This window comes from Streptomyces sp. WMMC1477 (assembly GCF_027460245.1).
Classification (GTDB): domain Bacteria; phylum Actinomycetota; class Actinomycetes; order Streptomycetales; family Streptomycetaceae; genus Streptomyces.
On the sequence record NZ_JAPZBD010000003.1, the window covers coordinates 3,176,324 to 3,199,196 of the forward strand.

The window sequence follows — 22,873 nt, forward strand, 5'->3', positions numbered from 1 at the left end:
CTCCCCGCTCCCTCACAGGGGCGCGATCAGCTCCGTCGCCCGCAGGACGGCTCCGGCCGCCGTCTCGTCGTCCCTGTGCCGGGCCGCCACGTCCAGCGCGGTGTCGGCGAGCTTGATCGCGTGCTCGTCCCCGTGCTCCACCGCCCGGGCGAACAGCTCCTCGGCGCTCGCCCCGCCGGGGTGCGCCGGGCTCGCCGGCCCCGCCGGACGGTAGGCGGCCACGACCGCTCCCGAGGCGGCCCAGGCCGCCGCCAGCGCGGAAGGCCACAGCTCGCGCGGCAGGTCCGGCAGCGTCCGCAGCACGGCGTTCGGCGCCGTCGCGGCGTGGACCAGCATGACCGGGCTGCCGTGCGCGTGGGTGGCGTAGTAGCGCACGGTGGCGTCCACCAGGTCCGCGAGGTGACCGGGGACCGCGTCGGCGGCCACGGCCGCCTGGCCCGACGGCCACTCCGGCAGGGCGGTGAGCTGCTCCAGGCGGTGGCGGATGCCCTGGCTCTGGTCCGCCACCGGGGAGACGGCGCGCAGCGCCTCGGCGGCGGCGGGGGGACCGAGGACGAGCGTCAGGTCGGCGGGCAGCGGCAGATGGCGGGCGGCCCAGTAGCCCAGTCCGTGCGCCAGCTCCCGCAGCCGCGGCACGTTCTCGCCCGCACGCAGCGAGACGACGGCGTGCCCGACCCGGATCACCGGGTGCGTCGCGCCGCCGGCGATGCCGGGGAGCAGCCGCGGCCACCAGGTGGCGAGCACCTCCCGCCAGGGCCGCTCCGGGGCGGTGACGAGCCGGCGGTCGAAGTAGGCCAGCCAGTCGCCCAGCCTGCGCCCGTCGCCCAGCGCCTCGGCCCAGGCGTCGTCCCGGATGGGGTCCCCGGCGGCGGGCCGCTCCTCCAGCCGGTCCGCGTACCGGTCGAGCCAGCGGTGGACGCCGTCGTCCCGCCCGTGCCGGACCAGCGCCTCGACGGCCATCGGCCCGTGGTTCGACAGCCAGCCCTCGAACTCCGGCCCCGTAGCGTGCAGCCGCTCCAGCGCCTCGTCCAGCACTCCAGTGGTCGTCATGCGCTCACGCTAGGCCGCGGGCGGACTCCCCGGTAGGGGGATTTCGGCGTAGTCCCAGGCCGGGGCCCTGCCCCCGCGGTCGTAGGACCCGACGCCGCCTTCGCCGCTCTGGCCCGCGTCGCCCCGCGGCCGGTCACCGTCCTCACCTCCGATCCCGAGGACCTGACGCTCCTGTGCGGCCCCGCGATTCAGGTCATCAGGGTGTGAGGCCCTGCGCCGTGATCGCGCGCAGCAGGTCGGGGCCGGGCCAGTCGCGGCGGCCGCCGGGGCGTTCGGCCTCCCGGACGAGCGCGGCCAGCGCGGCGTTCACGGGCGCCCGGAGCCCGTGCCGTCCGGCCAGGGCGACGACCTCGCCCTGGAGGCCGTCGATCTCCGTCGTCCGGCCGCGCTCCAGGTCCTCCCACATGGACGAGCGCGCCTGGGCGTCCACCCGCAGGCTCGCGGCGGCCAGCCGGCGGAACAGCGCGTCGGGCAGCCGCAGCAGGCGCGGTGTGAGGCGCGGCGGGAGCGGCCCGAGCCGTGCCGGGCGGACGCCCTCGGCCGCGAACGCCGCCAGCGCCTCCTCCTGGCACAGGGCCAGGCAGGCCCGGTAGGCGCGCAGGCCGAGCTGCTCGCGCAGCGGCAGCCCGGAGAGCGCGTTGACCGCGTTGTTGAGGTTCATGAGCAGCTTGGCGTGCTGCACCTCGCGCATGTCGCCGCGGGTCTCGACCGGCAGCCCGGCGGCGGCCAGGGCCCCGGCCGGGAGGGCGGCGGCGGGCCCGTCGTCGAGCATCAGCGTCCCGGCCGTGCCCTGGTGGAAGGTGTCCGGGGCCGTCCGCACGACGTTGTAGGGCACCATCCCGGCGAGCACGCTCGCGCCGGGCAGCTCGGCGCGCAGCAGCTCCGGGTTGCGCAGCCCGTTCTGGAGGCTGACGACGACGGCGTCCGGGCGGAGCCGTCCCGCCAGCTCCCGTCCGGCGGCGGCCGTCGCGGCGGACTTGACGGTGACGAGCACGCAGTCCGCCTCGGCGACGGCGTCCGGCTGCGTGCTCAGGGTCAGCGCGTCGGCCGGGACGCGCACCGGGGGCCGTCCGCCGCCGCTCAGCGTCAGCCCGTCGCCGAGGGCGTCCAGCACGGACGGGCGGCCGACCAGCGTGACCTCGGCGTGCGGGGCGAGGTGGCCGCCCAGGTGGCAGCCGACGCTGCCGGCGCCGAAGACCGCGATCCGGGGCCGCCGGGCCGTGGGATTGCCGGGAGTGGCGGGCATGGCGGTCGCTCCTCGCTCGACGACGGTTACCCGAAAGTAGGGTCGTCGGGGCCCCGAGGCAAGCCCCGGCCGTCCCCTAGGGGACGGATACGCCGCCGGGAGGTGCCGTCATCCCGTGGTGGTACGCGCAGTTGGACCTGGCGGCTGACGCCCGGAACCCCTGTTCTCTGGTGAGCTTGTCCTACCACCCCGCGGCACGACGGGTGACAATGGCGGTGGAGGACACAGGGGGTGGACGCCGCCCATGTATGGAGGAATGGCCCACATGGCACACCAGCCCAGCGAACCCGGCACCACGGGCACGGCCCGCCGGCCCGGGAAGAAGGCGACCAGGTACGCCGTGCCCGTAGCGGTGGCGGCCGTAGCGGTGGCGAGCGTCGGCCTCGTCCCGGCCCTCGCCGACGGCGGCGACCCGGACCTGCCGGACATCACCGCGCAGGAACTGGTCGAGAAGATCGCGGCATCCGACGTCGAGCACCTTTCCGGCACCGTCAAGATCAGCTCCGACCTGGGCATCCCGGGCCTCGGCGGCGGCTCCGACCAGAACGGTGGCCTCTTCGGCGGCCACTCCGAGCGTCCGGAGGAGGACGGCGGGGAGGCGGCCCCGCAGGACGGCACGTCCCCGGCCGACCCGTCCGCCAAGCTCCCGGAGCTCGTCGGCGGCGAGCACACGCTGCGGGTGGCCTTCGACGGCCCGGACAAGCAGCGCGTCTCCGTCGTCGAGGACACCTCCGAGTTCACCGTCGTCCACAACGACGGGGACCTCTGGTCCTACGACAGCGCCAGCAACACCGTCTTCCACGCCGAACTGCCCGAGCCGCCGAAGGGCCGGGAGCACGGCGAGGGCATGCCCGGGTCGCTCACCCCGCGGGAGGCGGCGGAGAAGGCGCTCGCGGCCGTGGACGACACGACCTCCGTCACCGTCGACGGCACGACGGAGGTCGCGGGCCGGGACGCGTACGTGCTCGCCATCGCGCCCGAGGACGCGGCGGACTCCACGGTGGACGCCGTCCGCATCGCCGTGGACGCGGAGAACGGCACCCCGCTGCGCGTCACCCTCGACGCCAGGGGAGCTGGCGAGCCCGTTCTGGAGGCCGGGTACACCAAGGTCGACTTCGGCAAGCCCGACGCCGACCGGTTCGCGTTCACGCCCCCCGAGGGCGCCGAGGTCACCGAGGCCGAGAAGCTCAAGGAGCGCCACTCCGAGAAGCTCAACGGCCTGCCCGGCCTGGACGGCTTCGCGGGCCTGGGCGAGGACGTCGAGATCATCGGCGAGGGCTGGGACAGCGTCGTCCGCGTCGAGCTGCCCGAGGGCGCGATGGGCGGCGACAAGGGGCTGGAGTCCAAGGAGGCGCAGTCCCTGCTCGACGCCTTCACCGAGCCGGTCGAGGGCGACTTCGGCCAGGGCCGTGTCGTCAGCACCACGCTCGTCAACGCCCTGCTGACGGACGACGGCACGCTCTACGTCGGCGCCGTCACCAAGGACGGTTTGCTGAAGGCCGCAGAATCCGACTGACCGCATCCGACCGGCCGCATCCGACCGGCCGCATCCGACCGACCGCCCACGGGGAGCAGGAACACGCCATGAACGCGCCGCCCACCGCAGCCGACCCAGCCGTGGAGGCATGCGGCCTGACCAAGCGGTTCCGCGGCGGTCAGCTCGCGGTGGACGGCCTCGACCTGGCGGTTCCGCGCGGCAGCGTGTTCGGCTTCCTCGGCCCCAACGGTTCCGGGAAGACGACCACGATCCGGATGCTCCTCGGCCTCATCACGCCCACCGACGGCAGCGCCGCACTGCTGGGCCGGCCCATGCCGGACGACGCCCGGCGGGTGCTGCCGAAGGTGGGCGCGCTCATCGAGGGCCCGGCCCTCTACGGCTTCCTCTCCGGGCGGGACAACCTCGCCCGGCTCGACGCCGCCGACCCCACCGCCGACCCGCGCACCCGGCGGGCCCGCATCGACGCCGCCCTGGAGCGGGTCGGCCTGCGCGCCGCGGCCCGCAAGAGCGCCCGGGCGTACTCGCTCGGCATGAAGCAGCGCCTCGGCCTGGCCGCGGCGCTGCTGCGCCCCCGGGAGCTGCTGGTCCTGGACGAGCCGACCAACGGGCTCGACCCGCAGGGCATGCGCGAGATGCGCTCCCTGATCCGCGGGCTCGCCCAGGACGGCACGACCGTCTTCCTCTCCTCCCACCTCCTCGACGAGATCGAGCAGGTGTGCACGCACACCGCCGTCATGTCCCGCGGGCGGCTGCTGACCCAGGGCTCGGTCGCCGAGCTGGCCGCGGGGGTGCACGGGCGGCTCGTCGTCACGACCCCCGATGCGGGGGAGGCGGCCAGAGTGCTCAAGGAGCACGGCGTGACGGGGCTGAGCATCGAGGGGGACCGGCTCACCGCCGATCCACCGCCCGAGCCGGGCGACGAGCTGGCCGATCTCAACGCCGCACTGGTCCACGCCGATGTCCGTGTCCGGTCGTTCGGCGTGGAGAGGGGATCGCTGGAGGACGCCTTCGTGGCGCTGACGGGGGAGGGCTTCGATGTCGCAGGCTGAGCGCGTGCGGGGCGGCGCCCCGGAGCCGGGTGCGGGCCCCCGCGGCGGCACGGCCCCGGGCGGGGCGACGGCGCCGGGCGGGGCGACGGCGCCGGGCGGGGCCGAGCGCCGCCCGTCCCCGCTGTGGACCCTCGCCCTGTTCCGCAGCGAGCTCGTCGTGACCCTGCGCCGCTGGCGCACCCTGGCCCTGCTGGGCATCCTGGCCGCTCTGCCGGTGATCGTCGGCATCGCGGTGAAGGTCGAGACGGGCGAGGGCGGCGGCACGGTCGACAGCTCGGGCGAGGGCCCCGCCTTCATCAACCAGGTCACCAACAACGGCCTCTTCCTCGTCTTCACCGCGCTCGCCGCGACCCTGCAGTTCTTCCTGCCGATGACCGTCGGCGTCGTGGGGGGTGACTCCGTCGCCGGGGAGGCGAGCGCCGGAACGCTGCGCTACCTCCTCGTCGCGCCCGCCGGACGCACCCGCCTGCTGCTGGCCAAGTTCACCGCAGTGGTGACGTTCTGCCTGCTGGCCACCCTGACCGTGGCCGTCTCGGCGCTGCTCGTCGGCGCCCTGTTCTTCCCGCTCGGCGACGTCACCCTGCTCTCCGGCGTCACCGTCTCCTTCTCCGAGGGGCTGCTGCGCGCCCTGGTGATCGCCGTCGTCGTCGCGCTCTCCCTGGTCGGCCTCGCGGCCGTCGGGCTGTTCGTCTCCACGCTCACCAACAGCGGCATCGCGGCGATGACCACCACGGTCGGGCTGCTGATCGTCGTGCAGATCGTCGGCGCCATCCCGCAACTCGACGTCCTCCACCCCTACCTCTTCCAATACCACTGGATGTCCTTCGCCGACCTGCTCCGCGACCCGGTCCCGTGGGGTGACCTCACGGCGAACGCGACCATGCAGGCCGTCTACGCCGCCGTCTTCGGCTCCGCCGCCTGGGCCCGTTTCACCACGCGCGACATCACCGCCTAGAGGGCTTCTGACCTGGCCTTCCCCGCCTCGCACCGACCGGCGGTTGTCAGTGGTCGCCGATAACGTGGGAGGTGTTGAAGGGACACCGGGCGGCTCGTCGTCCGGGGTGAGGAGGGCAGTCATGCCCACGGGATTCACGCAGGACGCGGGCTGGCAGATCGGCGTCTCGAAGACGCTCGCGCATCCGCCGTCCGCCGTGTGGGAGTTCGTCAGCAGCGAGGAGGGATTGGCTCTGTGGCTCGGTCCGGGCGTCCGGCTGGCGCCTGAGAAGGGTTCGCGGTACACGACGGAGGAAGGGGAGGGCGAAGTGCGCAGCTACCGCCCGGGGGATCGCATCCGGCTCACGTACCGTCCCAGGGGGGACGACCACCACACGACCCGTCAGATAGCCGTCACGGCCACGCCCGACGGCAGGGCGATGCTCCGCTTCCACGAGGAGCGCCTGCGCAGCGCCGAAGAGCGCGAGCGCCGCCGCGAGCACTGGCAGCAGGTGATGACCCGGGTCGCGGCGGCCATGGCCTGAGGTACCGCCCGCGGTTGGCCCCCGGTGTTTGCCGGGCGCCACCCGCGCGGCGGCTTCGGCGCGTTGTCCGGGCAGGGTCGGTACCGGTTGGTGCCGCCTCAGCGGCGGGCGTCGGCCCATGCGGTCCGTGGTGCTGCGTGGGAGGTCGGGCCCCGACGACGGCCCCGTCCCCGCTCAGCCCCTCCGCTTACTCAGGACGCAGAACTCGTTGCCCTCCGGGTCGAGGAGGGTCACCCAGGGCTGCCCGTCCTGCACGGTGTCGACGCGCCGGGCACCGAGGGAGAGCAGCCGCGCCACCTCGGCCTCCTGGTCGTCGGGGCGGAAGTCGGGGTGGAGCCGGTTCTTCGACGTCTTGCCCTCGGGGACGGGCACGAAGAGGAGGCCCGGCATCCGGTCCGGCTCAGGCCGGATCTCGATGATCTCCTCGGACTCGTCGACCACGACCCAGCCGAGAGCCTCGGCCCACCAGCGCCCGAGAGTGACGGGGTCGGCGGAGTCGACGATGATCTGTTCCCATTCCAGTGCCATGGGCCTGAGCATAGGCAGACCGGCGGCCCGCCCCGGAAAGCCGCCGCTCTTCCCTGCCCAGAGCCCGGTCCGTGAGTCCTGGCTGAACGCCGGTGACGCCCGCACCGCCGTGGGGCGCCGTTTCGTTGCAGCCCGGCCCGCGGCCCGGCGTGGCCGAGAGGGGGCGGTCCGAGTGAACCGGCGGCGCGGCCCGGGAGGGGGCCGCGCCGCCGGTTCACGGGACGGGGGCACCCGTACCCTTCGGCTCGTCACCCCGAAGCGTGGACGCGGTGTACCTGCTCGGAGGGCGAGGGGCTCACCGGCTCCGCGGCCGCCGTGGAGGAGGAGGCCGCGGCGGCCTGGCTGCGGCGGGCTGCGTCGCGGAGGACGGCGCGGTTGCGGCGGGCCGTGCGCAGGGCGTCGAAGGTGAGGACGCACAGCGCCAGCCACACCAGCAGGAAGCCGGCCCAGCGCTCGGGCGGCATGTGCTCGCCGAAGGCCAGCAGCCCGAGCAGGAACATGAACGTGGGCGCGAGGTACTGCAGCAGCCCGACGGTGGACAGCGGCACCCGCATCGTCGCCGCGCCGAAGAGGATCAGCGGCAGCGCGGTGGCCAGGCCCGCCCCGGCGAGCAGCAGCGCGTGGGGCAGCCCCTCGGCGGTGAACGTCGACTCCCCGCGTCCGCCGAGCAGCAGCAGGAAGCCGAGGGCGGGGAGGAACTGGAGGAGCGAGTCGGCGCTGAAGCCCTCCAGCCCGTCGAGCCGGGTCTGCTTCTTCACCAGGCTGTAGGTGGCGAAGGTGCCGGCCAGGGTGAGCGAGATCCACGGCACCTGCCCGTAGGCGAGGGCCATGACGACGACGGCGAGGGCACCGATGCCGACGGCCCCCCACTGCAGGGGGCGCAGCCGCTCGCGTAGCACGAGCACGCCCATCGCGATGGTGACCAGCGGGTTGATGAAGTAGCCCAGCGACGCCTCAAGCACCCGCTCCTGGCTGACGGACCAGATGAACAGGTACCAGTTGACGGATATGAGCGTGGCCGAGACGGCGACGAGGGCGAACTGCCGCGGGTTGCGCAGGAGGGCCGGCAGCCAGGCCCAGCGGCGCCGCAGCAGCAGGAGGATGAGCGCGGCCGTCGGCAGGGACCACACCATCCGGTGCGCCATGACCTCGGCGGCCGGAGTGGAGTGGAGCAGGTGCCAGTAGAGGGGCAGAAGCCCCCACATGCCGTACGCGGCGAGCCCGTACAGGAGCCCCGTGCGGGTCTCGCTCGTGGACGACAACGCGGCCTCCTCCGTCGAAGTGGTGCTTCCCCGAAGGTAACGTCGCCCGCCCCCGTTGTCATTCCCGTCTCACCGTAACGCTCATGACGGTGGCGTCGACGGCTTCCCCACCTCCGCGCGCGTGGTGGAGGCCGGGAGAGCCCTCCCGGCCTCCACCTGACGGCTGCTGGGGCCTGGTGCGTGTCGCGGGTGGGTCAGAAGTCCTTCTGGAAGTCGTACGTGTACGGCCCTCCCACGAAGTCGTCCGTCGAGATGAGGTTGGCCGTGGCGGTTTCCCCCGGCGGTACGTCGCTGACCGAGCCCGCGAGGCTGGCGATGTCGCTCCCGTCCTTGAACACCGTGATCGTGAACGTGTTCGTGCCGCCGTCCGGGGCGTCGCCCAGATAGGTGATGCGCGCTCGGCCGCCGAAGGAGCCCAGGCCGTCGTCTTCCACGGTGATCGAGTCCAGTCGCCAGTCGCCGCTCTCCAGGGGAGGCTGAGCACCGCCCTCAGGGGTGGTGGTTTCGGTCGCCTCGGGCGACGGGCTGGCCGTGTCGGTCGGCGGCGGGGTCGCCGGTTCCTCGCCCTCGTCCTCGGCTCCGCAGGCCACGAGTGTTGCTACCAGCAGACTCAGGGCGACGACCTGTCTCTTCATGGCTACCCTTCCCGCGCGATCGACTGCTCATTGCGACTATGGCGTGCGGTGTCGCACCCCGCGTGTCGAAGGGGTCTGCCGGGGTGATCGGCCGGAGCCGGGGGCGGGACCTGCGGGCGCGGAAGGTGGTCGCGGGACGGATGGGTCCGGGACCGCCACGGCGGAAACGCCGTGGGCCCGCACCCCGGGGCGGGGGGCGGGCCCACGGTCGGGCGGGGGGCGGCTCAGCCGACGACCGTCCAGGTGTCCTTGCCGGCGAGCAGGGCCGAGAGGTCCCCCTTGCCGTTCCGCTCGACCGCCTGCTCCAGCTGCTCGGCCATCAGCGTGTCGTAGATCGGCCGCTGGACGTTGCGGAAGACGCCGATGGGCGTGTGGTGCAGGGTGTCCGGGTCGGCCAGCCGGGACAGCGCGAACGCGGTCGTCGGCGAGTCGGCCGTGGCGTCGTGCACGAGGACGCCGTCGGTGCCGTGTTCGGTGACGTCGACCACGCGCAGGTCGCCGGTGGCCGGGTCGCGGACGACGCCCTTGGAACCCAGCCCGTCCTCGGCGGCGGCCCCGAAGCGGACGGGCTGCCCGTGCTCCAGCCGGATGACCGCCTCCAGCGCCCGCTGCTTGTCCTTGAGCGCCTCGAAGGCCCCGTCGTTGAAGATGTTGCAGTTCTGGTAGATCTCCACCAGTGCCGTGCCCGGGTGCTCGGCGGCCTGCCGCAGGACCTCGGTGAGGTGCTTGCGGTCGGAGTCGACCGTGCGGGCGACGAAGGAGGCCTCGGCTCCCAGCGCCAGCGACACCGGGTTGAAGGGCGCGTCCAGCGAGCCCATCGGCGTCGACTTCGTGATCTTCCCGGCCTCGGAGGTCGGGCTGTACTGCCCCTTGGTGAGGCCGTAGATCCGGTTGTTGAACAGCAGGATCTTCAGGTTGACGTTGCGCCGCAGGGCGTGGATGAGGTGGTTTCCGCCGATGGAGAGTGCGTCCCCGTCGCCGGTGACGACCCAGACCGACAGGTCGCGGCGGCTGGTGGCCAGCCCCGTCGCGATCGACGGCGCCCGGCCGTGGATGGAGTGCATCCCGTAGGTGTTCATGTAGTACGGGAAGCGGGAGGAGCAGCCGATGCCGGAGATGAAAACGATGTTCTCCTTCGCCAGCCCGAGCTGGGGAAGGAAACCCTGGACGGCGGAGAGGACGGCGTAGTCACCGCAGCCGGGGCACCAGCGGACCTCCTGGTCGGACTTGAAGTCCTTGGCGGTCTGCTTGGCGTCGGCCGTGGGCACCAGGGCCAGCGCGCGTGGCGCCCGCTCCTGGGCCTCCGTGAGTACGTCAGCCATGGTCGATGGCCTCCTTGATGACGGTGGCGAGCTGCTCGGCCTTGAAGGGCAGGCCGCGGACCTGCGTGTACGACTGCGCGTCGACGAGGTAGGTGGCGCGCAGGAGCATGGCGAGCTGGCCCATGTTCATCTCCGGCACGATCACTTTGTCGTACCGGCGGAGCACGGGGCCGAGGTTCCCGGGGAACGGGTTGAGGTGCCGCAGGTGGGCCTGCGCGACGGCACCGCCCTCGCGCCGCACCCGGCGCACGGCCGCCGTGACCGGGCCGTAGGTGGAGCCCCAGCCGAGGATGAGGACCCGGGCGTCGCCCTGCGGGTCGTCCACCTCGATGTCGGGCACCTCGACGCCGTCGACCTTGGCCTGCCGGGTGCGCACCATCAGGTCGTGGTTGGCCGGGTCGTAGGAGATGTTGCCCGAGCCGTCCTGCTTCTCGATACCGCCGATGCGGTGCTCCAGGCCCGGCGTGCCCGGCACCGCCCACGGGCGGGCCAGCGTGCGCTCGTCGCGCTTGTAGGGCCAGAACACCTCGGTGCCGTCGTCCAGCGTGTGGTTCGCCGTCGTGGCGAACTGGGTCCGCAGGTCGGGCAGCTCGTCCTGCTCCGGGATGCGCCACGGCTCCGAGCCGTTGGCCAGGTACCCGTCCGAGAGCAGGAACACCGGCGTGCGGTACGTCAGCGCGATGCGGGCCGCGTCCAGCGCCGCCGTGAAGCAGTCGGCCGGCGTGGCCGGGGCCACGATCGGCACCGGCGCCTCTCCGTTGCGCCCGTACATGGCCTGCAGGAGGTCGGCCTGCTCCGTCTTGGTGGGCAGGCCGGTGGAGGGGCCGCCGCGCTGGATGTCGACGATCAGCAGCGGCAGTTCCAGCGAGACCGCGAGCCCGATCGTCTCCGACTTCAGCGCCACCCCCGGACCCGAGGTCGTCGTCACCGCGAGGGCACCGCCGAACGCGGCGCCCAGTGCGGCGCCGATGCCGGCGATCTCGTCCTCCGCCTGGAAGGTGCGCACGCCGAAGTTCTTGTGCTTGCTCAGCTCGTGCAGGATGTCCGAGGCCGGGGTGATCGGGTAGGAGCCGAGGTAGAGCGGCAGGTCCGCCTGCTGGGACGCGGCGATCAGCCCGTAGGACAGGGCCAGGTTGCCCGAGATGTTCCGGTACGTCCCGGCCGGGAAGGCCTGGGAGGCCGGGGCCACCTCGTAGGAGACCGCGAAGTCCTCCGTCGTTTCCCCGAAGTTCCAGCCCGCGCGGAACGCCGTCACGTTCGCTTCCGCGATCTCGGGCTTCTTGGCGAACTTCTTGCGCAGGAACCGCTCCGTGCCCTCGGTGGGCCGGTGGTACATCCACGACAGCAGCCCGAGGGCGAACATGTTCTTCGACCGCCCGGCCTCCTTGCGGCCGAGGTCGAAGCCCTTGAGCGCCTCCACCGTCAGCGTCGTCAGCGGCACGGGGTGGACGGAGTAGCCGTCCAGCGAGCCGTCCTCCAGCGGGCTGTTCTCGTAGCCCACCTTCTGCATCGCCCGCTTGGTGAACTCGTCGGTGTTGACGATGATTTCGGCGCCCCGCGGCAGATCCGCGACATTGGCCCTGAGTGCCGCCGGGTTCATCGCGACGAGCACGTTCGGCGCGTCACCCGGGGTGAGGATGTCGTGGTCGGCGAAGTGGAGTTGGAAGGAGGAGACACCGGGCAGCGTTCCTGCGGGGGCGCGGATCTCGGCCGGGAAGTTCGGCAGCGTCGACAGGTCGTTTCCGAACGAGGCCGTCTCCGAGGTGAAACGATCTCCCGTGAGCTGCATGCCGTCACCGGAGTCCCCCGCGAACCGGATGATCACCCGGTCAAGACGCCTCACTTCCTTGGCGCTCTCGTTGCTGACCTGACTGGTCACGTGCAAGGACCTCCCTCGGACCGGCGGCTCACCGTCCATCGTACGTGCGTGTAAGGCTTGCCTTCCTGAGGCTGATCATATGGTGGACCAGCTGTTGAGACGAGATGCCCAACCGATATGACAAGGAACTGCCAACGTCCCGAAAGGCTTCCCTCTCCCGTCTCCCAGCTTGACCGGGGAGGATTGAGCCTGGCTTAACAGTGAGCCGAGGCTAGGAACGCAGATACGTCAGCACCGCGAGAACCCTGCGGTGATCTCCGTCACTCTGGGCCAGGCCCAGCTTCATGAAGATGTTGCTGACGTGCTTCTCCACCGCCCCGTCGCTCACCACGAGCTGCCGCGCGATGGCGCCGTTCGTGCGACCCTCCGCCATCAGCCCCAGCACCTCCCGCTCCCGGGGCGTCAGCCCCGCCAGGACGTCCTGCTTGCGGCTGCGCCCCAGCAGCTGCGCCACCACCTCCGGGTCCAGCGCCGTGCCGCCGTCCGCCACCCGCCCGACGGCGTCCACGAACTCCCGCACCTCGGCCACCCGGTCCTTCAGCAGATAGCCCACCCCGCGCGTCGAGCCCGCCAGCAGCTCCGTCGCGTACTGCTCCTCCACGTACTGGGACAGCACCAGTACGCCCAGCCCGGGGAACTCCTCGCGCAGCTCCACCGACGCCCGCAGCCCCTCGTCGGTGTGCGTCGGCGGCATCCGCACGTCCGCCACCACCACGTCCGGCAGCTCCCCGGACCCGGCCAGCCCCCGCACCGTCTCCAGCAGCTCCCGGCCGTCCCCCACGCCCGCGACGACCTCGTGGCCCCGGTCGGTCAGCAGCCGCGTCAGCCCCTCCCGCAGCAGCACCGAGTCCTCGGCGATGACCACCCGCACGCCGTTCTCCATCGTCTCCCTGCCCCCAGCCTGCCGTCCCGTGTGAACGCCCCCAGCATCCCAGAACGGCGACCGCCCCCCGGCTACTCCCGCCAGGGGAGTTCTGCGGTGATGGTGGTGGGTCCGCCGTGGGGGGAGTGGATGTGGAGGAGTCCGTCGACGGAGTGGAGGCGTTCGGTGAGGCCGGTGAGGCCGGTGCCGTGGGTGGTGGTGGCGCCGCCGTGTCCGTTGTCGGTGGTCTGGAGGAGGAGGCGGTTGTCGGTGCGCCAGATTTCGACGTGGGCTTGGGTGGCGTGGCTGTGTTTGGAGATGTTCTGGAGGAGTTCGCTGATGGTGAAGTAGGCGATGGATTCGATGGCGGGTGCGGGGCGGTGGGGGAGGTCGGTGTGGTGGGTGGTGGGGACGGTGCAGCGGGAGGTGAGGGTGGCCATGGCGGGGCCGAGTCCGCGGTCGGTGAGGATGGCGGGGTGGATGCCGCGGGCGAGGTCGCGGAGTTCCTGGAGGGCGAGTTTCACTTCGCCGTGGGCTTCGTCGACCATGCGGGCGGCGGTTTCGGGGTCGTGGTCGAGTTTTTCCTTGGCGAGGCCGAGGTCCATGGCGAGGGCGACCAGGCGGGCCTGGGCGCCGTCGTGCAGGTCCCGCTCGATGCGGCGCAGGTCCGCGCTCGCGGTGTCCGTCACCACCGCCCGGTTCTCCTCCAGGGCCCACACCCGCTCCGCGAGCCGGGACGGCCCCAGCAGCCCGCTCACCAGCTGCCGGTCGACGGCCGTGAGCGCCCGCAGCCACCAGGGCAGCAGCAGGACGATCAGCACCCCGAGCGCACACACGGCCGCGTACTCCGGGGGGCTGTCCACGTAGACCGGGTCGCCGTCGGCGTTCTCGCCGAGCTGCGCCCCCTCGTCCGGCAGCGACCACGCCCACAGCGGGTACGTCACCATGCCCCAGCCGCAGGACCACACCGTCAGCCCGGCGCAGAACGCGAACACGGCCCACGGGAACTGCACCAGTCCGTACAGCACGTGCCGCCACGACGAGCCGCTCTTGAGCACGGCCACGGTCCTCGCCGTCAGCCCGCTCCGGCCGTGCGCCGGCCTGATCGGCTCGGGCGCCGGCACGTCCAGGTCCAGCAGCAGCCGGGCCCGGGTCCGCTCCAGGGCCCCGAAGCCCCGGGCGATGAGCAGCGTCACCGCGAGCAGCGGGATGCCGACGAACGTCACCAGCAGCCCCGCGCTCGCGGCCACCAGCGTGACGAGGGCCGAGAAGAGCAGGACGGCCACGGGCAGGCTCGTCAGGACGTAGCCGAACTCCCGCCAGGCGCGGGCGGAGAAGGGGGCGCGCAGGAACTGCATGGGTCAGCCTTCCGACGACCCCGGGCGGCGGCCGGGTTCGGCGTCCCGCCAGGGGAGTTCTGCGGTGATGGTGGTGGGTCCGCCGTGGGGGGAGTGGATGTGGAGGAGTCCGTCGACGGAGTGGAGGCGTTCGGTGAGGCCGGTGAGGCCGGTGCCGTGGGTGGTGGTGGCGCCGCCGTGTCCGTTGTCGGTGGTCTGGAGGAGGAGGCGGTTGTCGGTGCGCCAGATTTCGACGTGGGCTTGGGTGGCGTGGCTGTGTTTGGAGATGTTCTGGAGGAGTTCGCTGATGGTGAAGTAGGCGATGGATTCGATGGCGGGTGCGGGGCGGTGGGGGAGGTCGGTGTGGTGGGTGGTGGGGACGGTGCAGCGGGAGGTGAGGGTGGCCATGGCGGGGCCGAGTCCGCGGTCGGTGAGGATGGCGGGGTGGATGCCGCGGGCGAGGTCGCGGAGTTCCTGGAGGGCGAGTTTCACTTCGCCGTGGGCTTCGTCGACCATGCGGGCGGCGGTTTCGGGGTCGTGGTCGAGTTTTTCCTTGGCGAGGCCGAGGTCCATGGCGAGGGCGACCAGGCGGGCCTGGGCGCCGTCGTGCAGGTCCCGCTCGATGCGGCGCAGGTCCGCGCTCGCGGTGTCCGTCACCACCGCCCGGCCCCGCTCCAGCTCCGTGATGCGCCGCTCCAGCTCGTCCGACGGCGCCAGCAGCACCCGCACCAGCGCCCGGTCCACGTTCGACAGCCCGCGCGTCAGCCACGGCAGTACCGGCCAGCCCACGAACAGCGCGGTGAGGACGATCGTGAACGTCGCCACCCCCCACGGCAGCCGGATCGTGGCGTACAGGGCGTGCCGCCAGCCCACCGGGTCCTTGAGCGTCGCCCACAGCCACGGGCCGAAGCCCCCGTGGGTGCGCGGCCGCAGCGGTGTCGGCTCCGGCACGTGGACGTCGAGCAGCAGCCTGGCCCGCGCCCGCTCCAGCTTCCCCAGCTGCCGGCAGCCCAGCAGCCCGACCGCCAGCAGGGGCAGCCCGATCACCGTGATCGTCAGCGGCACCCCGGCGTACAGCCACACCGACACGTAGACGAAGGCGACGACGTCCACCGGGAGGTTGAGCAGCAGATGGGCGATCTCCCGCCACGTCTGCGCGCTCAGCGGCGCACGCGGCGGCGGCAGGGCGCGCCCGGCGTCGTTCTGCACCGTGGCGTCGGGACTCAGGCTCATGGCCCCAAGCCTGCCTGCCCCCGCTGACCAGCCGCCATGGGGTTCCTCAGTGAGCCGCGGTGGGGTTTTCCCTACCGCCCGCCGCATCGCCTGCCGTGCCGCCCGCCGTCAGCCGGGCCCGGGGCGCCGGTCCCGGGCGGGCGCCGCGGAGGGGCACCCGGGGCCCGAGGGGACGCCGTTACCGGGGCGGCCTGAGCAGCAGGTACAGCCCGCGCCCCAGCCCTACCCCGAGCAGCACCAGGACGAGCGTCGTACCGAGGACCGCCACCAGCCCGGCGCCGATGTCGGCCCCGACGGTACCGGCCGTCATGACCCGGTGCCCGAGCGCCGCGACGACACCCGCCGCCAGCAGCGGCCCGACGGCGGACCACCAGTACAGGGGAAACCGCCGCGTGCGGCTCCGGGCGACCAGCAGCGCGGCGGCCCCGCCGAAGGAAAGTCGGTGGCTTCCCGTGATCCTTCGTGGGGACACTTCGCGCGTGACGCTTCACCAGAACGAGATCGCGGTCGACGAGGCGCTCGTCGGGGCGCTGCTGGCGGCCCAGCGCCCCGAGTGGGCTCAACTGCCGCTGGCCCCCGCAGGCTCCGGGACCGACAACACCCTGTACCGGCTCGGCGACGACCTGCTGGTCCGGCTTCCCCGCACGCCCGGCAACGGGCGCTCCGTGGGCAAGGAGCGGCGGTGGCTGCCCCGGCTGGCGCCCCGCCTCACCCGTGCCGTCCCCGAGCCCGTCCACGCCGGTACGCCCACCGACGCCTTCCCCGTCGCCTGGTCCGACTACCGCTGGATCGACGGCGAGGAGGCCGGGCCGGACACCGTCTCCGACTGGGCGGCCTTCGGGGCCGACCTCGCGGCCACGGTGCGGGAACTCCACGCCGTCGACCTCATGGGCGCCACGCGCGGTGACGACCTGAGCTGGTACCGCGGCGGCAGCCTGCGGCCGTGCGACGAGCCGGTCAGCGCGTCGTTCGCGGACTGCCGGGCGGCCGAGGGCGCGGAGTTCGACGTCGACACGCTGGAGCGACTGTGGCGGGCCGGGCTCGCCCTGCCCGACCCCGCCGCGCCGCACGTGTGGCTCCACGGCGACCTCAAGCCCACCAACCACCTCGTCCGGGACGGCGGGCTGCACGCCGTCATCGACTTCGGTGCCCTCTCCGTCGGCTTCCCCGACGCCGAGCACGCCACCGTGTGGGACTGCCGCCCGAGGCACGTCACGCCTACTGGAACGCCCTCGGCCTCGACGACGCGACCTGGGCCGCGGCCACCTGCCTGCCCGATTCCGCAGGTGGGCGGCGGTCGGACCGTTCAGGGTGCTGCTCCGGTCCGCGCAGGCGGGAGCCCCGGGCCGGGCGGCTCGTCGGAAAAGCCCGGAAAAATCTTGGCCGGTGATGTCGAAACCCCGTGGCCCGCTCCGTCCCAGGGGTGAGCGCGACCACAATGGGCCGCACCAGCACCGAGGAGAACATCATGGCCAAGTACCTGCTGCTGAAGCACTACCGCGGCGCTCCGGCCCCGGTCAACGACGTGCCCATGGACCAGTGGACGCCGGAGGAGGTCTCGGCGCACGTGCAGTACATGAAGGACTTCGCGGACCGCCTGACGGAGACCGGCGAGTACGTCGGCGGTGAGGCGCTCGCCCCCGAGGGAGCCTGGGTCCAGTACGGCGGCGAGGGGCGGCCGGCTGTGACCGACGGGCCGTTCGCCGAGACCAAGGACCTGATCGCCGGCTGGATGATCATCGACGTCGACAGCTACGAGCGCGCCGTGGAGCTGGCCGGGGAGCTGTCGGCGGCCCCGGGCGCGGGCGGGAAGCCGATCCACGAGTGGCTGGAGGTGCGCCCGTTCCTGGCCGCGCCGCCCACGATCACGGAGTGACCTCACTCATGGACGAGGCACTGCTCCGCGGCCTCACCCCGAGCGTGCTCGCGATCCTCGTCCGCCGCGGAGCCGACTTCGCGGCGGCCGAGGACGCCGTCCAGGACGCGCTGGTCGAGGCCGTCCGCGTCTGGCCGGAGGGGGCGCCGCGGGACCCGAAGGGCTGGCTGGTCACCGTCGCCTGGCGCCGGTTCCTCGACGCGACGCGGGCGGACGCCGCCCGCCGCCGCCGTGAGGACCTCACCGACGAGGAGCCGGCCCCCAGGCCCGCGTCCGACGTGGACGACACGCTCCAGCTCTACTTCCTGTGCGCCCACCCGTCGCTGACGCCGTCCTCGGCGGTGGCGCTCACGCTGCGCGCCGTCGGCGGGCTCACGACGCGCCAGATCGCCCGGGCCTATCTGGTGCCCGAGGCGACGATGGCGCAGCGCATCAGCCGGGCCAAGCGCACCGTCTCCCGGGTGCGGTTCGACGAGCCCGGCGACGTCGCCACCGTGCTGCGCGTCCTCTACCTGGTGTTCAACGAGGGCTACTCCGGTGACGTCGACCTCGCCGCCGAGGCCATACGGCTCACCCGGCAGCTCTACGCCGTCGTCGACCACCCCGAGGTGGCGGGGCTGCTCGCCCTCATGCTGCTCCACCACGCCCGGCGCCCCAGCCGGACCGCGCCCGACGGCAGCCTGGTGCCGCTCGCCGAGCAGGACCGTGCCCGGTGGGACACCCGGCTGATCGCCGAGGGCATCGAGATCCTGCAAGCCGCCCTCGCCCGGGACCGGCTGGGCGGGTTCCAGGCCCAGGCCGCCATCGCGGCGCTCCACGCGGACGCGCGGACCGCCGGCGAGACCGACTGGGTGCAGATCGTCGAGTGGTACGACGAGCTCGCCCGCCTGACCGACAGCCCCGTCGTCCGGCTCAACCGCGCCGTGGCGGTCGGCGAGGCCGACGGGCCGCGCGCCGGGCTGGCCGCGCTCTCGGCGCTCGACGACTCCCTGCCCCGCCACGCCGCCGCCTCGGCCTACCTCCACGAGCGCGACGGCGACCTCGCCACGGCGGCACGCCTGTACGCCGAGGCCGCGCGGAAGGCGTCCAACCTCGCCGAGCGTGACCACCTCACCCGCCAGGCCGCCCGGCTCAACGCACGCCGGGACGGCTGACGGACCGCGTTCATGCCCGGGGCCGGCCAGGAGCGTGCGGATGTCGTCCCGGCACAGGTGCCCGGGTCGGTGGCGGCGGCGCGCCGGGCGTGGCCGCGCGCAGGCCGCGCGGCGCGCCCCCGCGTGGGTCCAACAGGCGACCCCCGCCCGGCCGTGTCCCCTCGCCGTGGTGGAGAGGGGACACGGCGGGCGCGGGCCTTCCGCGCGTCAGCCTCAGCGGAAGCTGAAGGTGGCGTTCACCGACGCCGGGTCGGGGCAGAGCCAGCCGCCCTGGTAGAGCGGGATGTCGGCGGTGGCCGTGTAGGTGCGGGTGTCGCCGTCGCGCTGCGCCGAGACGTCCGACGCCTGGTATCGGCAGGTCACGCCGAGCATCGTGACGGAGACGTCCAGCAGGTCGACGGTGGCCGTGCCGTTCGTGTCGTCGAACGTCACGGTCGGGTCGTTGTTCAGCACCGCGGTGGTGTCGCCCGCGCAGCTCAGGTTGCCGCCGGGCTGGTTGATGGTGTCGTTGTCGACCGTCAGGGTGTTGGGGGAGGTGTCGCTGGTGACGCCGTCGGTCCAGCTGCAGGCCTGGCCCTCGGCGGTGATGGTTCCGTCGACGGCCCCCTGGGCCGCGTTGGCCGGACCGGTCGCCAGTCCGGTGACGGCCAGCGCGCTCACCAGCACGCCGATGACCTTGGGTGAGATACGAGACATGTGCGCCCGCCTTTCCGCGAGTTGCGCAGCGTCGAGTTGATCTACCGGCCGGTAACTGACTCGAAAGTAAGTGTGCGTACGACAGGCGTCAATCCTTCGCGCACTCCCGGCCGCGCTGTGCCTGACTCCTCTGACGGAAGGGGCTGTTGGTGTGCCGTGTGCGGCACGATGTCGCCGCCGGGCGACCCCGCGGTGCGCGCGTCCCAGCCCGAGGAGCAGAGCTCACGCGTACGACGGTTCCGGGGGCGGGCCGCCCGTCTCGCCGTAGTAGGCGTGGAAGAGCGAGACTCTGGCGACTCGCCGCCCTTCCGCCAGCGCCCGCTTCGCCGTCAGGTGTCCCGAGAACTCCCGGCCCTCTCGTTCGTGCTTCTCGAAGGGTTCGAGGGAGGGGAAGTCGTTCAGGAAATGGAGCTCGCCGCCGTCCTGAACCAGGGTGACGACGAGACGGTCGCGGGTCCGGGGGTGGTGGTACCCGAATCGTTCGGAGGTTCCGGCGCTGGACGGGAACCCCGAGTACTCGCCGGTCCACCCCTGGTCGCCGAGCATCGTGTCCCACGCGTCGCCCGCGGTACGCAGGTCGTCGTCGAGGACGACGTACTGCTCCAGGCGCCACTGACAGGTCATCGGGCCCGCGGGTTCGCCCTCGAAGGGGACGTGGCGGAGGCAGTGGTCCGACGCCGCGTCGTCGAACCGCCTCGGAGCCCCCGGCAGGGCGTCGACGAGCTTCTCCAGGCGGTCCCGGGCCTCCGCCTTCCCGTTGTGGCTGGCCGTGTCCACCCGGTCGGTTCCGGAGAGCTCGGCCAGTGAGGCGTCACCTCGCAGGAAGCCGTACCACCCGGCAGTGGCCACGGCCGCCAGCGCCGCCACGGCTGTCCCGGTACGGATGATGCGGCGCTTCGCCTGAACGTTCTCCCCTGTCGCCATGCCGGGATCCTCCCAGCTCGGGGTCACCGAACGGCCACGAGGCCGGTGGGCTCCACGGGCCGGGGCGGGGCGCCGGTCGCCGTGATGCGGGTTCGACGTCAGCTCGAAGCTCCGGTTAGCCCCCCGCGACGGCTTGCTCGGGAGCGTGCCGGGTCGCGGAAGGCCGTGCGGTTGACTCCGTCCTCCGCTTCCGGACGGTCTCGGGCTGTCGGGGGCCAAGGAGCGAGCCTGGCGGGCCGAGGTCAGTTCGGGCCCCGGCGGCCGAGTTCCGCGCGGGTCGTACCGAGCTTGCGCAGGGTGCGGGCGACATGGTGCTCGACCGTGCGGAGCGAGAGGAACAGGGCCATGGCGATGTCCTTGTTGGTGGCGCCCCGGGTGAGGAGGTCGCGGACCTGTTCCTCCCGCGGCGAGAGCCGCTCGCCGTAGCCGGCGCGGCCGGGCCCGGCGAGCGCCGCCGGGCGGCCCGTTCCGAAACCGCGCAGGTGGTGGTGGCAGCGGGCGGCGTCCGAGGTGGCGCCGAGACGGTCGAACACGGCGACGGGACCGGCGAGGCGGCCGGAGGCGTCGCCGGGGTCGGAACGGGTGAGGGCGGCGAGTTCGGCGGCGAGGGCGGATCGGTAGGGGCGGCGGCCGATGGTGTGCCAGAGGGCGGCGGCGCGGTCGAAAGCGGCCAACGCCCCGTCGGGGTCCTCGGTGCGCAGCAACAAGCCGCGGCACAGATGCTGCTCGGCGCGTGCACCGGGGGCGTCCCTGCCCTCGATGCCGGCCGCCTGTTCGTCTGCCAGGTCCCGTGCCCGCCGCTGCTCACCCAGGGCCAGGAGGACCTCGACGGCGGTGGGCACCAGGTCCCATGCGTAGGTCCAGACCTCGTTGCGCCGCAGGAAGGCGAGATGGTCGAGCGGATGGGACAGGGAGGCCCAGGCGGCCTCGGGGCCGTGCCGGGCCAGGGATATGCGGGCCGCTCCGGCGGCGGCTCCGAGCGTGAGCACACTGACGCCGTCCCGGGCGAGCGCGCGGTCGAAGTCGGCCTCGGCTTCGGCGGTACGACCGCATGCGGCGGCGGTCAGGCCGTGGGCGGTCGCCACCAGGCCGTAGTCCCACACCGGTGTCTCCGTATAGCGGGCGCGGCATTCCGCGAGGCCGCGTTCCCACTCCTGCCAGCGCCCCGCCTGCCAGTCCAGGAGGATCCGGTAGGAGTGCGCGTAGGCGGTCAGGAAGGGGATGTGCGCCTCCGGTGCCAGGGCGAGGACCTCGGCGACCAGCGCGGCGGCCCGGTCGTCCTGACGCAGGCACAGGGCCGCCTCGGCACTGTTGGCGAGGATCATCACGACCGCCCGCTGGTTGATCCGGTCGCTGCCCTCGCGCGGCAGCGCCGCCAGCCGGCCCGGGAGCGACGGGTCGCCCTGGACGGACAGCAGGATGTGGTAGCAGACCTCCAGGGCGTCGCGCGCCTCGTCCTCCCCGCTGGCCGCGGCCAGCGCGCGGCCCCGCTCGATCATGGCCCGCTGTTCCGCGGAGGAGAAGCGACCCGATTCCGACGCTCCGAGCGAGGCCAGGATCCGGGCCGCGGTCCCCGGGTCGGCGTCTCCCACTTCGGACAGCGCGGTCAGGAGTTCCTCCTCGCCGGCCACCTGGGCGTGGGCCTGGTTGGCCAGCATCCCTCCCAGGTAGGAACGGATCTTGCCGCGGACCGGGACCGGCAGCCCCGGCAGCAGGACGATCCGCCGCAGCGTGGCCACCGTCTCGGTGTGCTCGATTCCGTTCCGGGTGACCACGGCGAAGGCGAGGGCGGCCTTGCCGAGTTGTTCGGAGGGCAGACCGGGGAACTTGATGATGTCGCGGAGCAGGGCGGCCGCGGTTCCGTCGTCTCCGACCTCCATCGCCTGCTCGGCGGCGGCCTGGGCCTGTGGAAGCCACGCATGCTGATCGCCCAGCGCGCGTGTGTGGTGGGCGATCTGCACCAGCGGGGGCGGATCCTGCGTCTGCAGGACGGTCCGCACCCGGCGGTGGTGCCGGTTGCGGACCGGGCCGGGCAGCGCCTCGTACACGGCCTCCTGCGCCAGACTGTGGGCGAATCCGTAGCTGTCCGGGCCCTTCTGGCGCAGCACGGAGGCCCGCAGTGTCTCCAGCAGGGCGTCCCCGCCCCGCTCGTCGTCGAGTCCGGCGGCCCGGCACAGCAGTTCCTCGTCGGCGGGACGCCCGAGCACCGCCGCTGCCCCGGCCAGCGCGAGCCCGTCGGGGGAGAGGGCGCCGGTGCGCTGTGCCATCACCTCGTGCAGACTCCGCGGCACCCGCAGGGTGGTGGCATCGGACGTTCCGCCCAGCGCGATCAGGTCCTCCTCGATGATGAGCGGAAGGCCCGCACTGCGTTCCAACAGGGTGTTCACCAGCGCGGCGGACGGCTCGCGGTCGAGGCTGTCACGGGCCAGCTTCCTCAGCGCGGCCTCGCCCAGCGGCCCGAGGACCACTTCGGCCCCGGCGGTGCCTGCCGGGTGGCGGTAGGGCACGCCCAGTACCGGTCGGCCGCCGGGGAGTTCCTCGGCGCGGTAGCTGAACACGAGTGCGGTGTCCCGCGGCACGTCACGGGCGAGCAGCAGGAGCAGTTCCCGGGTGGCGTCGTCCGCCCAGTGCAGGTCCTCCACGAACAGCGCCACCGGAGCGACCGCCTCCAGCAGGGTGCGCACCCCAGCCGCGAGGCGGTGGCGCTGCCCGCCCGGCCCGGCGCCCTCGCGAGGAGGCTCGGGAAGGCGGCGGGCGAGGTCGGGCAGAAGGGGGGGCGAGCACTCCGGCGGAGGGCTCCAGCCGGTCGGCCCGGGGAAGCCACGGGCTGATCTCACGCAGCTC

The 22,873-nt window shown here is 73.2% G+C and carries 20 protein-coding genes and 2 pseudogenes; 8 read left to right on the forward strand and 14 right to left on the reverse strand.

The annotated features are described in order from the left end of the window. Nucleotides 1-12: 12 nt before the first annotated feature. On the reverse strand, nt 13-1,050 hold the full coding sequence (locus tag O7609_RS14490; protein WP_269736535.1) for a questin oxidase family protein: 1,038 nt from the start codon (nt 1,048-1,050) through the stop codon (nt 13-15). Between the two features lie 96 nt (nt 1,051-1,146). On the opposite strand from O7609_RS14490, the pseudogene O7609_RS14495 reads away from it, so the two are divergent. Further along, nucleotides 1,147-1,257: pseudogene (locus O7609_RS14495) on the forward strand (DNA-binding protein); the annotation flags it as partial. Here O7609_RS14495 and O7609_RS14500 read toward each other — a convergent pair. Then, nucleotides 1,247-2,296, reverse strand: coding sequence for a 2-dehydropantoate 2-reductase (locus O7609_RS14500; protein WP_269736534.1), 1,050 nt, complete (start codon nt 2,294-2,296; stop codon nt 1,247-1,249). The pseudogene O7609_RS14495 and the gene O7609_RS14500 sit on opposite strands and share 11 nt — an antisense overlap. A gap of 265 nt (nt 2,297-2,561) precedes the next feature. On the opposite strand from O7609_RS14500, the gene O7609_RS14505 reads away from it, so the two are divergent. From O7609_RS14505 to O7609_RS14520, 4 genes are all read left to right on the forward strand, one after another. Then, entirely contained in the window at nt 2,562-3,812 is a 1,251-nt protein-coding gene (locus O7609_RS14505) for a LolA family protein (RefSeq protein ID WP_269743675.1), read from the forward strand. A 68-nt stretch (nt 3,813-3,880) separates the two neighbouring features. Beyond that, a complete protein-coding gene (locus O7609_RS14510) occupies nt 3,881-4,843 on the forward strand; it encodes an ABC transporter ATP-binding protein (protein WP_269736532.1) in 963 nt (320 codons plus the stop codon). After that, nucleotides 4,830-5,798, forward strand: coding sequence for an ABC transporter permease (locus O7609_RS14515; RefSeq protein WP_269743676.1), 969 nt, complete (start codon nt 4,830-4,832; stop codon nt 5,796-5,798). Before O7609_RS14510 ends, O7609_RS14515 begins: the two co-directional genes overlap by 14 nt. Before the next feature lie 121 nt (nt 5,799-5,919). Then, nucleotides 5,920-6,321 carry an SRPBCC family protein gene (locus O7609_RS14520; RefSeq protein WP_269743677.1) on the forward strand — a complete coding sequence of 134 codons (402 nt, stop codon included), beginning with the start codon at nt 5,920-5,922 and terminating at the stop codon, nt 6,319-6,321. A 174-nt stretch (nt 6,322-6,495) separates the two neighbouring features. On the opposite strand, the gene O7609_RS14525 is transcribed toward O7609_RS14520, so the two are convergent. From O7609_RS14525 to O7609_RS14565, 9 genes are all read right to left on the reverse strand, one after another. Beyond that, nucleotides 6,496-6,849 carry a VOC family protein gene (locus O7609_RS14525; RefSeq protein ID WP_269743678.1) on the reverse strand — a complete coding sequence of 118 codons (354 nt, stop codon included), beginning with the start codon at nt 6,847-6,849 and terminating at the stop codon, nt 6,496-6,498. Nucleotides 6,850-7,097: 248 nt separating this feature from the next. Next, the gene (gene rarD / locus O7609_RS14530) at nt 7,098-8,111 is read right to left on the reverse strand and encodes an EamA family transporter RarD (RefSeq protein WP_269743679.1); all 1,014 of its coding nucleotides are present in this window, start codon (nt 8,109-8,111) and stop codon (nt 7,098-7,100) included. 194 nt (nt 8,112-8,305) lie between these two features. Beyond that, a complete protein-coding gene (locus O7609_RS14535) occupies nt 8,306-8,746 on the reverse strand; it encodes a hypothetical protein (RefSeq protein WP_269736527.1) in 441 nt (146 codons plus the stop codon). Nucleotides 8,747-8,970: 224 nt separating this feature from the next. Beyond that, a complete protein-coding gene (locus O7609_RS14540) occupies nt 8,971-10,068 on the reverse strand; it encodes a 2-oxoacid:ferredoxin oxidoreductase subunit beta (protein ID WP_269736526.1) in 1,098 nt (365 codons plus the stop codon). After that, nucleotides 10,061-11,986, reverse strand: a complete 1,926-nt coding sequence (locus O7609_RS14545; RefSeq protein ID WP_269736525.1) for a 2-oxoacid:acceptor oxidoreductase subunit alpha — start codon at nt 11,984-11,986, stop codon at nt 10,061-10,063. Before O7609_RS14545 ends, O7609_RS14540 begins: the two co-directional genes overlap by 8 nt. 172 nt (nt 11,987-12,158) lie before the next feature. After that, complete coding sequence (locus tag O7609_RS14550) at nt 12,159-12,830, reverse strand: response regulator transcription factor (protein WP_332328082.1); 672 nt, start codon at nt 12,828-12,830, stop codon at nt 12,159-12,161. Between the two features lie 71 nt (nt 12,831-12,901). Then, the gene (locus tag O7609_RS14555) at nt 12,902-14,167 is read right to left on the reverse strand and encodes a sensor histidine kinase (protein ID WP_269736524.1); all 1,266 of its coding nucleotides are present in this window, start codon (nt 14,165-14,167) and stop codon (nt 12,902-12,904) included. Between the two features lie 3 nt (nt 14,168-14,170). Next, a complete protein-coding gene (locus O7609_RS14560) occupies nt 14,171-15,379 on the reverse strand; it encodes a sensor histidine kinase (RefSeq protein ID WP_269736523.1) in 1,209 nt (402 codons plus the stop codon). A gap of 178 nt (nt 15,380-15,557) precedes the next feature. Next, entirely contained in the window at nt 15,558-15,851 is a 294-nt protein-coding gene (locus O7609_RS14565) for a hypothetical protein (RefSeq protein ID WP_269736522.1), read from the reverse strand. Nucleotides 15,852-15,858: 7 nt separating this feature from the next. On the opposite strand from O7609_RS14565, the pseudogene O7609_RS14570 reads away from it, so the two are divergent. From O7609_RS14570 to O7609_RS14580, 3 genes and pseudogenes are all read left to right on the forward strand, one after another. Beyond that, a pseudogene (locus tag O7609_RS14570) lies at nt 15,859-16,643 on the forward strand (aminoglycoside phosphotransferase family protein); the annotation flags it as partial. Nucleotides 16,644-16,847: 204 nt separating this feature from the next. Further along, a complete protein-coding gene (locus O7609_RS14575) occupies nt 16,848-17,255 on the forward strand; it encodes a YciI family protein (RefSeq protein ID WP_269737253.1) in 408 nt (135 codons plus the stop codon). An 8-nt stretch (nt 17,256-17,263) separates the two neighbouring features. Beyond that, a complete protein-coding gene (locus O7609_RS14580; RefSeq protein ID WP_269737252.1) occupies nt 17,264-18,409 on the forward strand; it encodes an RNA polymerase sigma factor in 1,146 nt (381 codons plus the stop codon). A 213-nt stretch (nt 18,410-18,622) separates the two neighbouring features. Here the strand turns inward: O7609_RS14580 and O7609_RS14585 are convergent, their stop codons facing one another. From O7609_RS14585 to O7609_RS14595, 3 genes are all read right to left on the reverse strand, one after another. After that, entirely contained in the window at nt 18,623-19,105 is a 483-nt protein-coding gene (locus O7609_RS14585; RefSeq protein WP_269736520.1) for a hypothetical protein, read from the reverse strand. A gap of 222 nt (nt 19,106-19,327) precedes the next feature. Next, nucleotides 19,328-20,029, reverse strand: a complete 702-nt coding sequence (locus O7609_RS14590; protein WP_269736519.1) for a hypothetical protein — start codon at nt 20,027-20,029, stop codon at nt 19,328-19,330. Between the two features lie 242 nt (nt 20,030-20,271). Further along, nucleotides 20,272-22,866, reverse strand: a complete 2,595-nt coding sequence (locus O7609_RS14595) for a LuxR C-terminal-related transcriptional regulator (RefSeq protein ID WP_269736518.1) — start codon at nt 22,864-22,866, stop codon at nt 20,272-20,274. Nucleotides 22,867-22,873 lie beyond the last annotated feature (7 nt).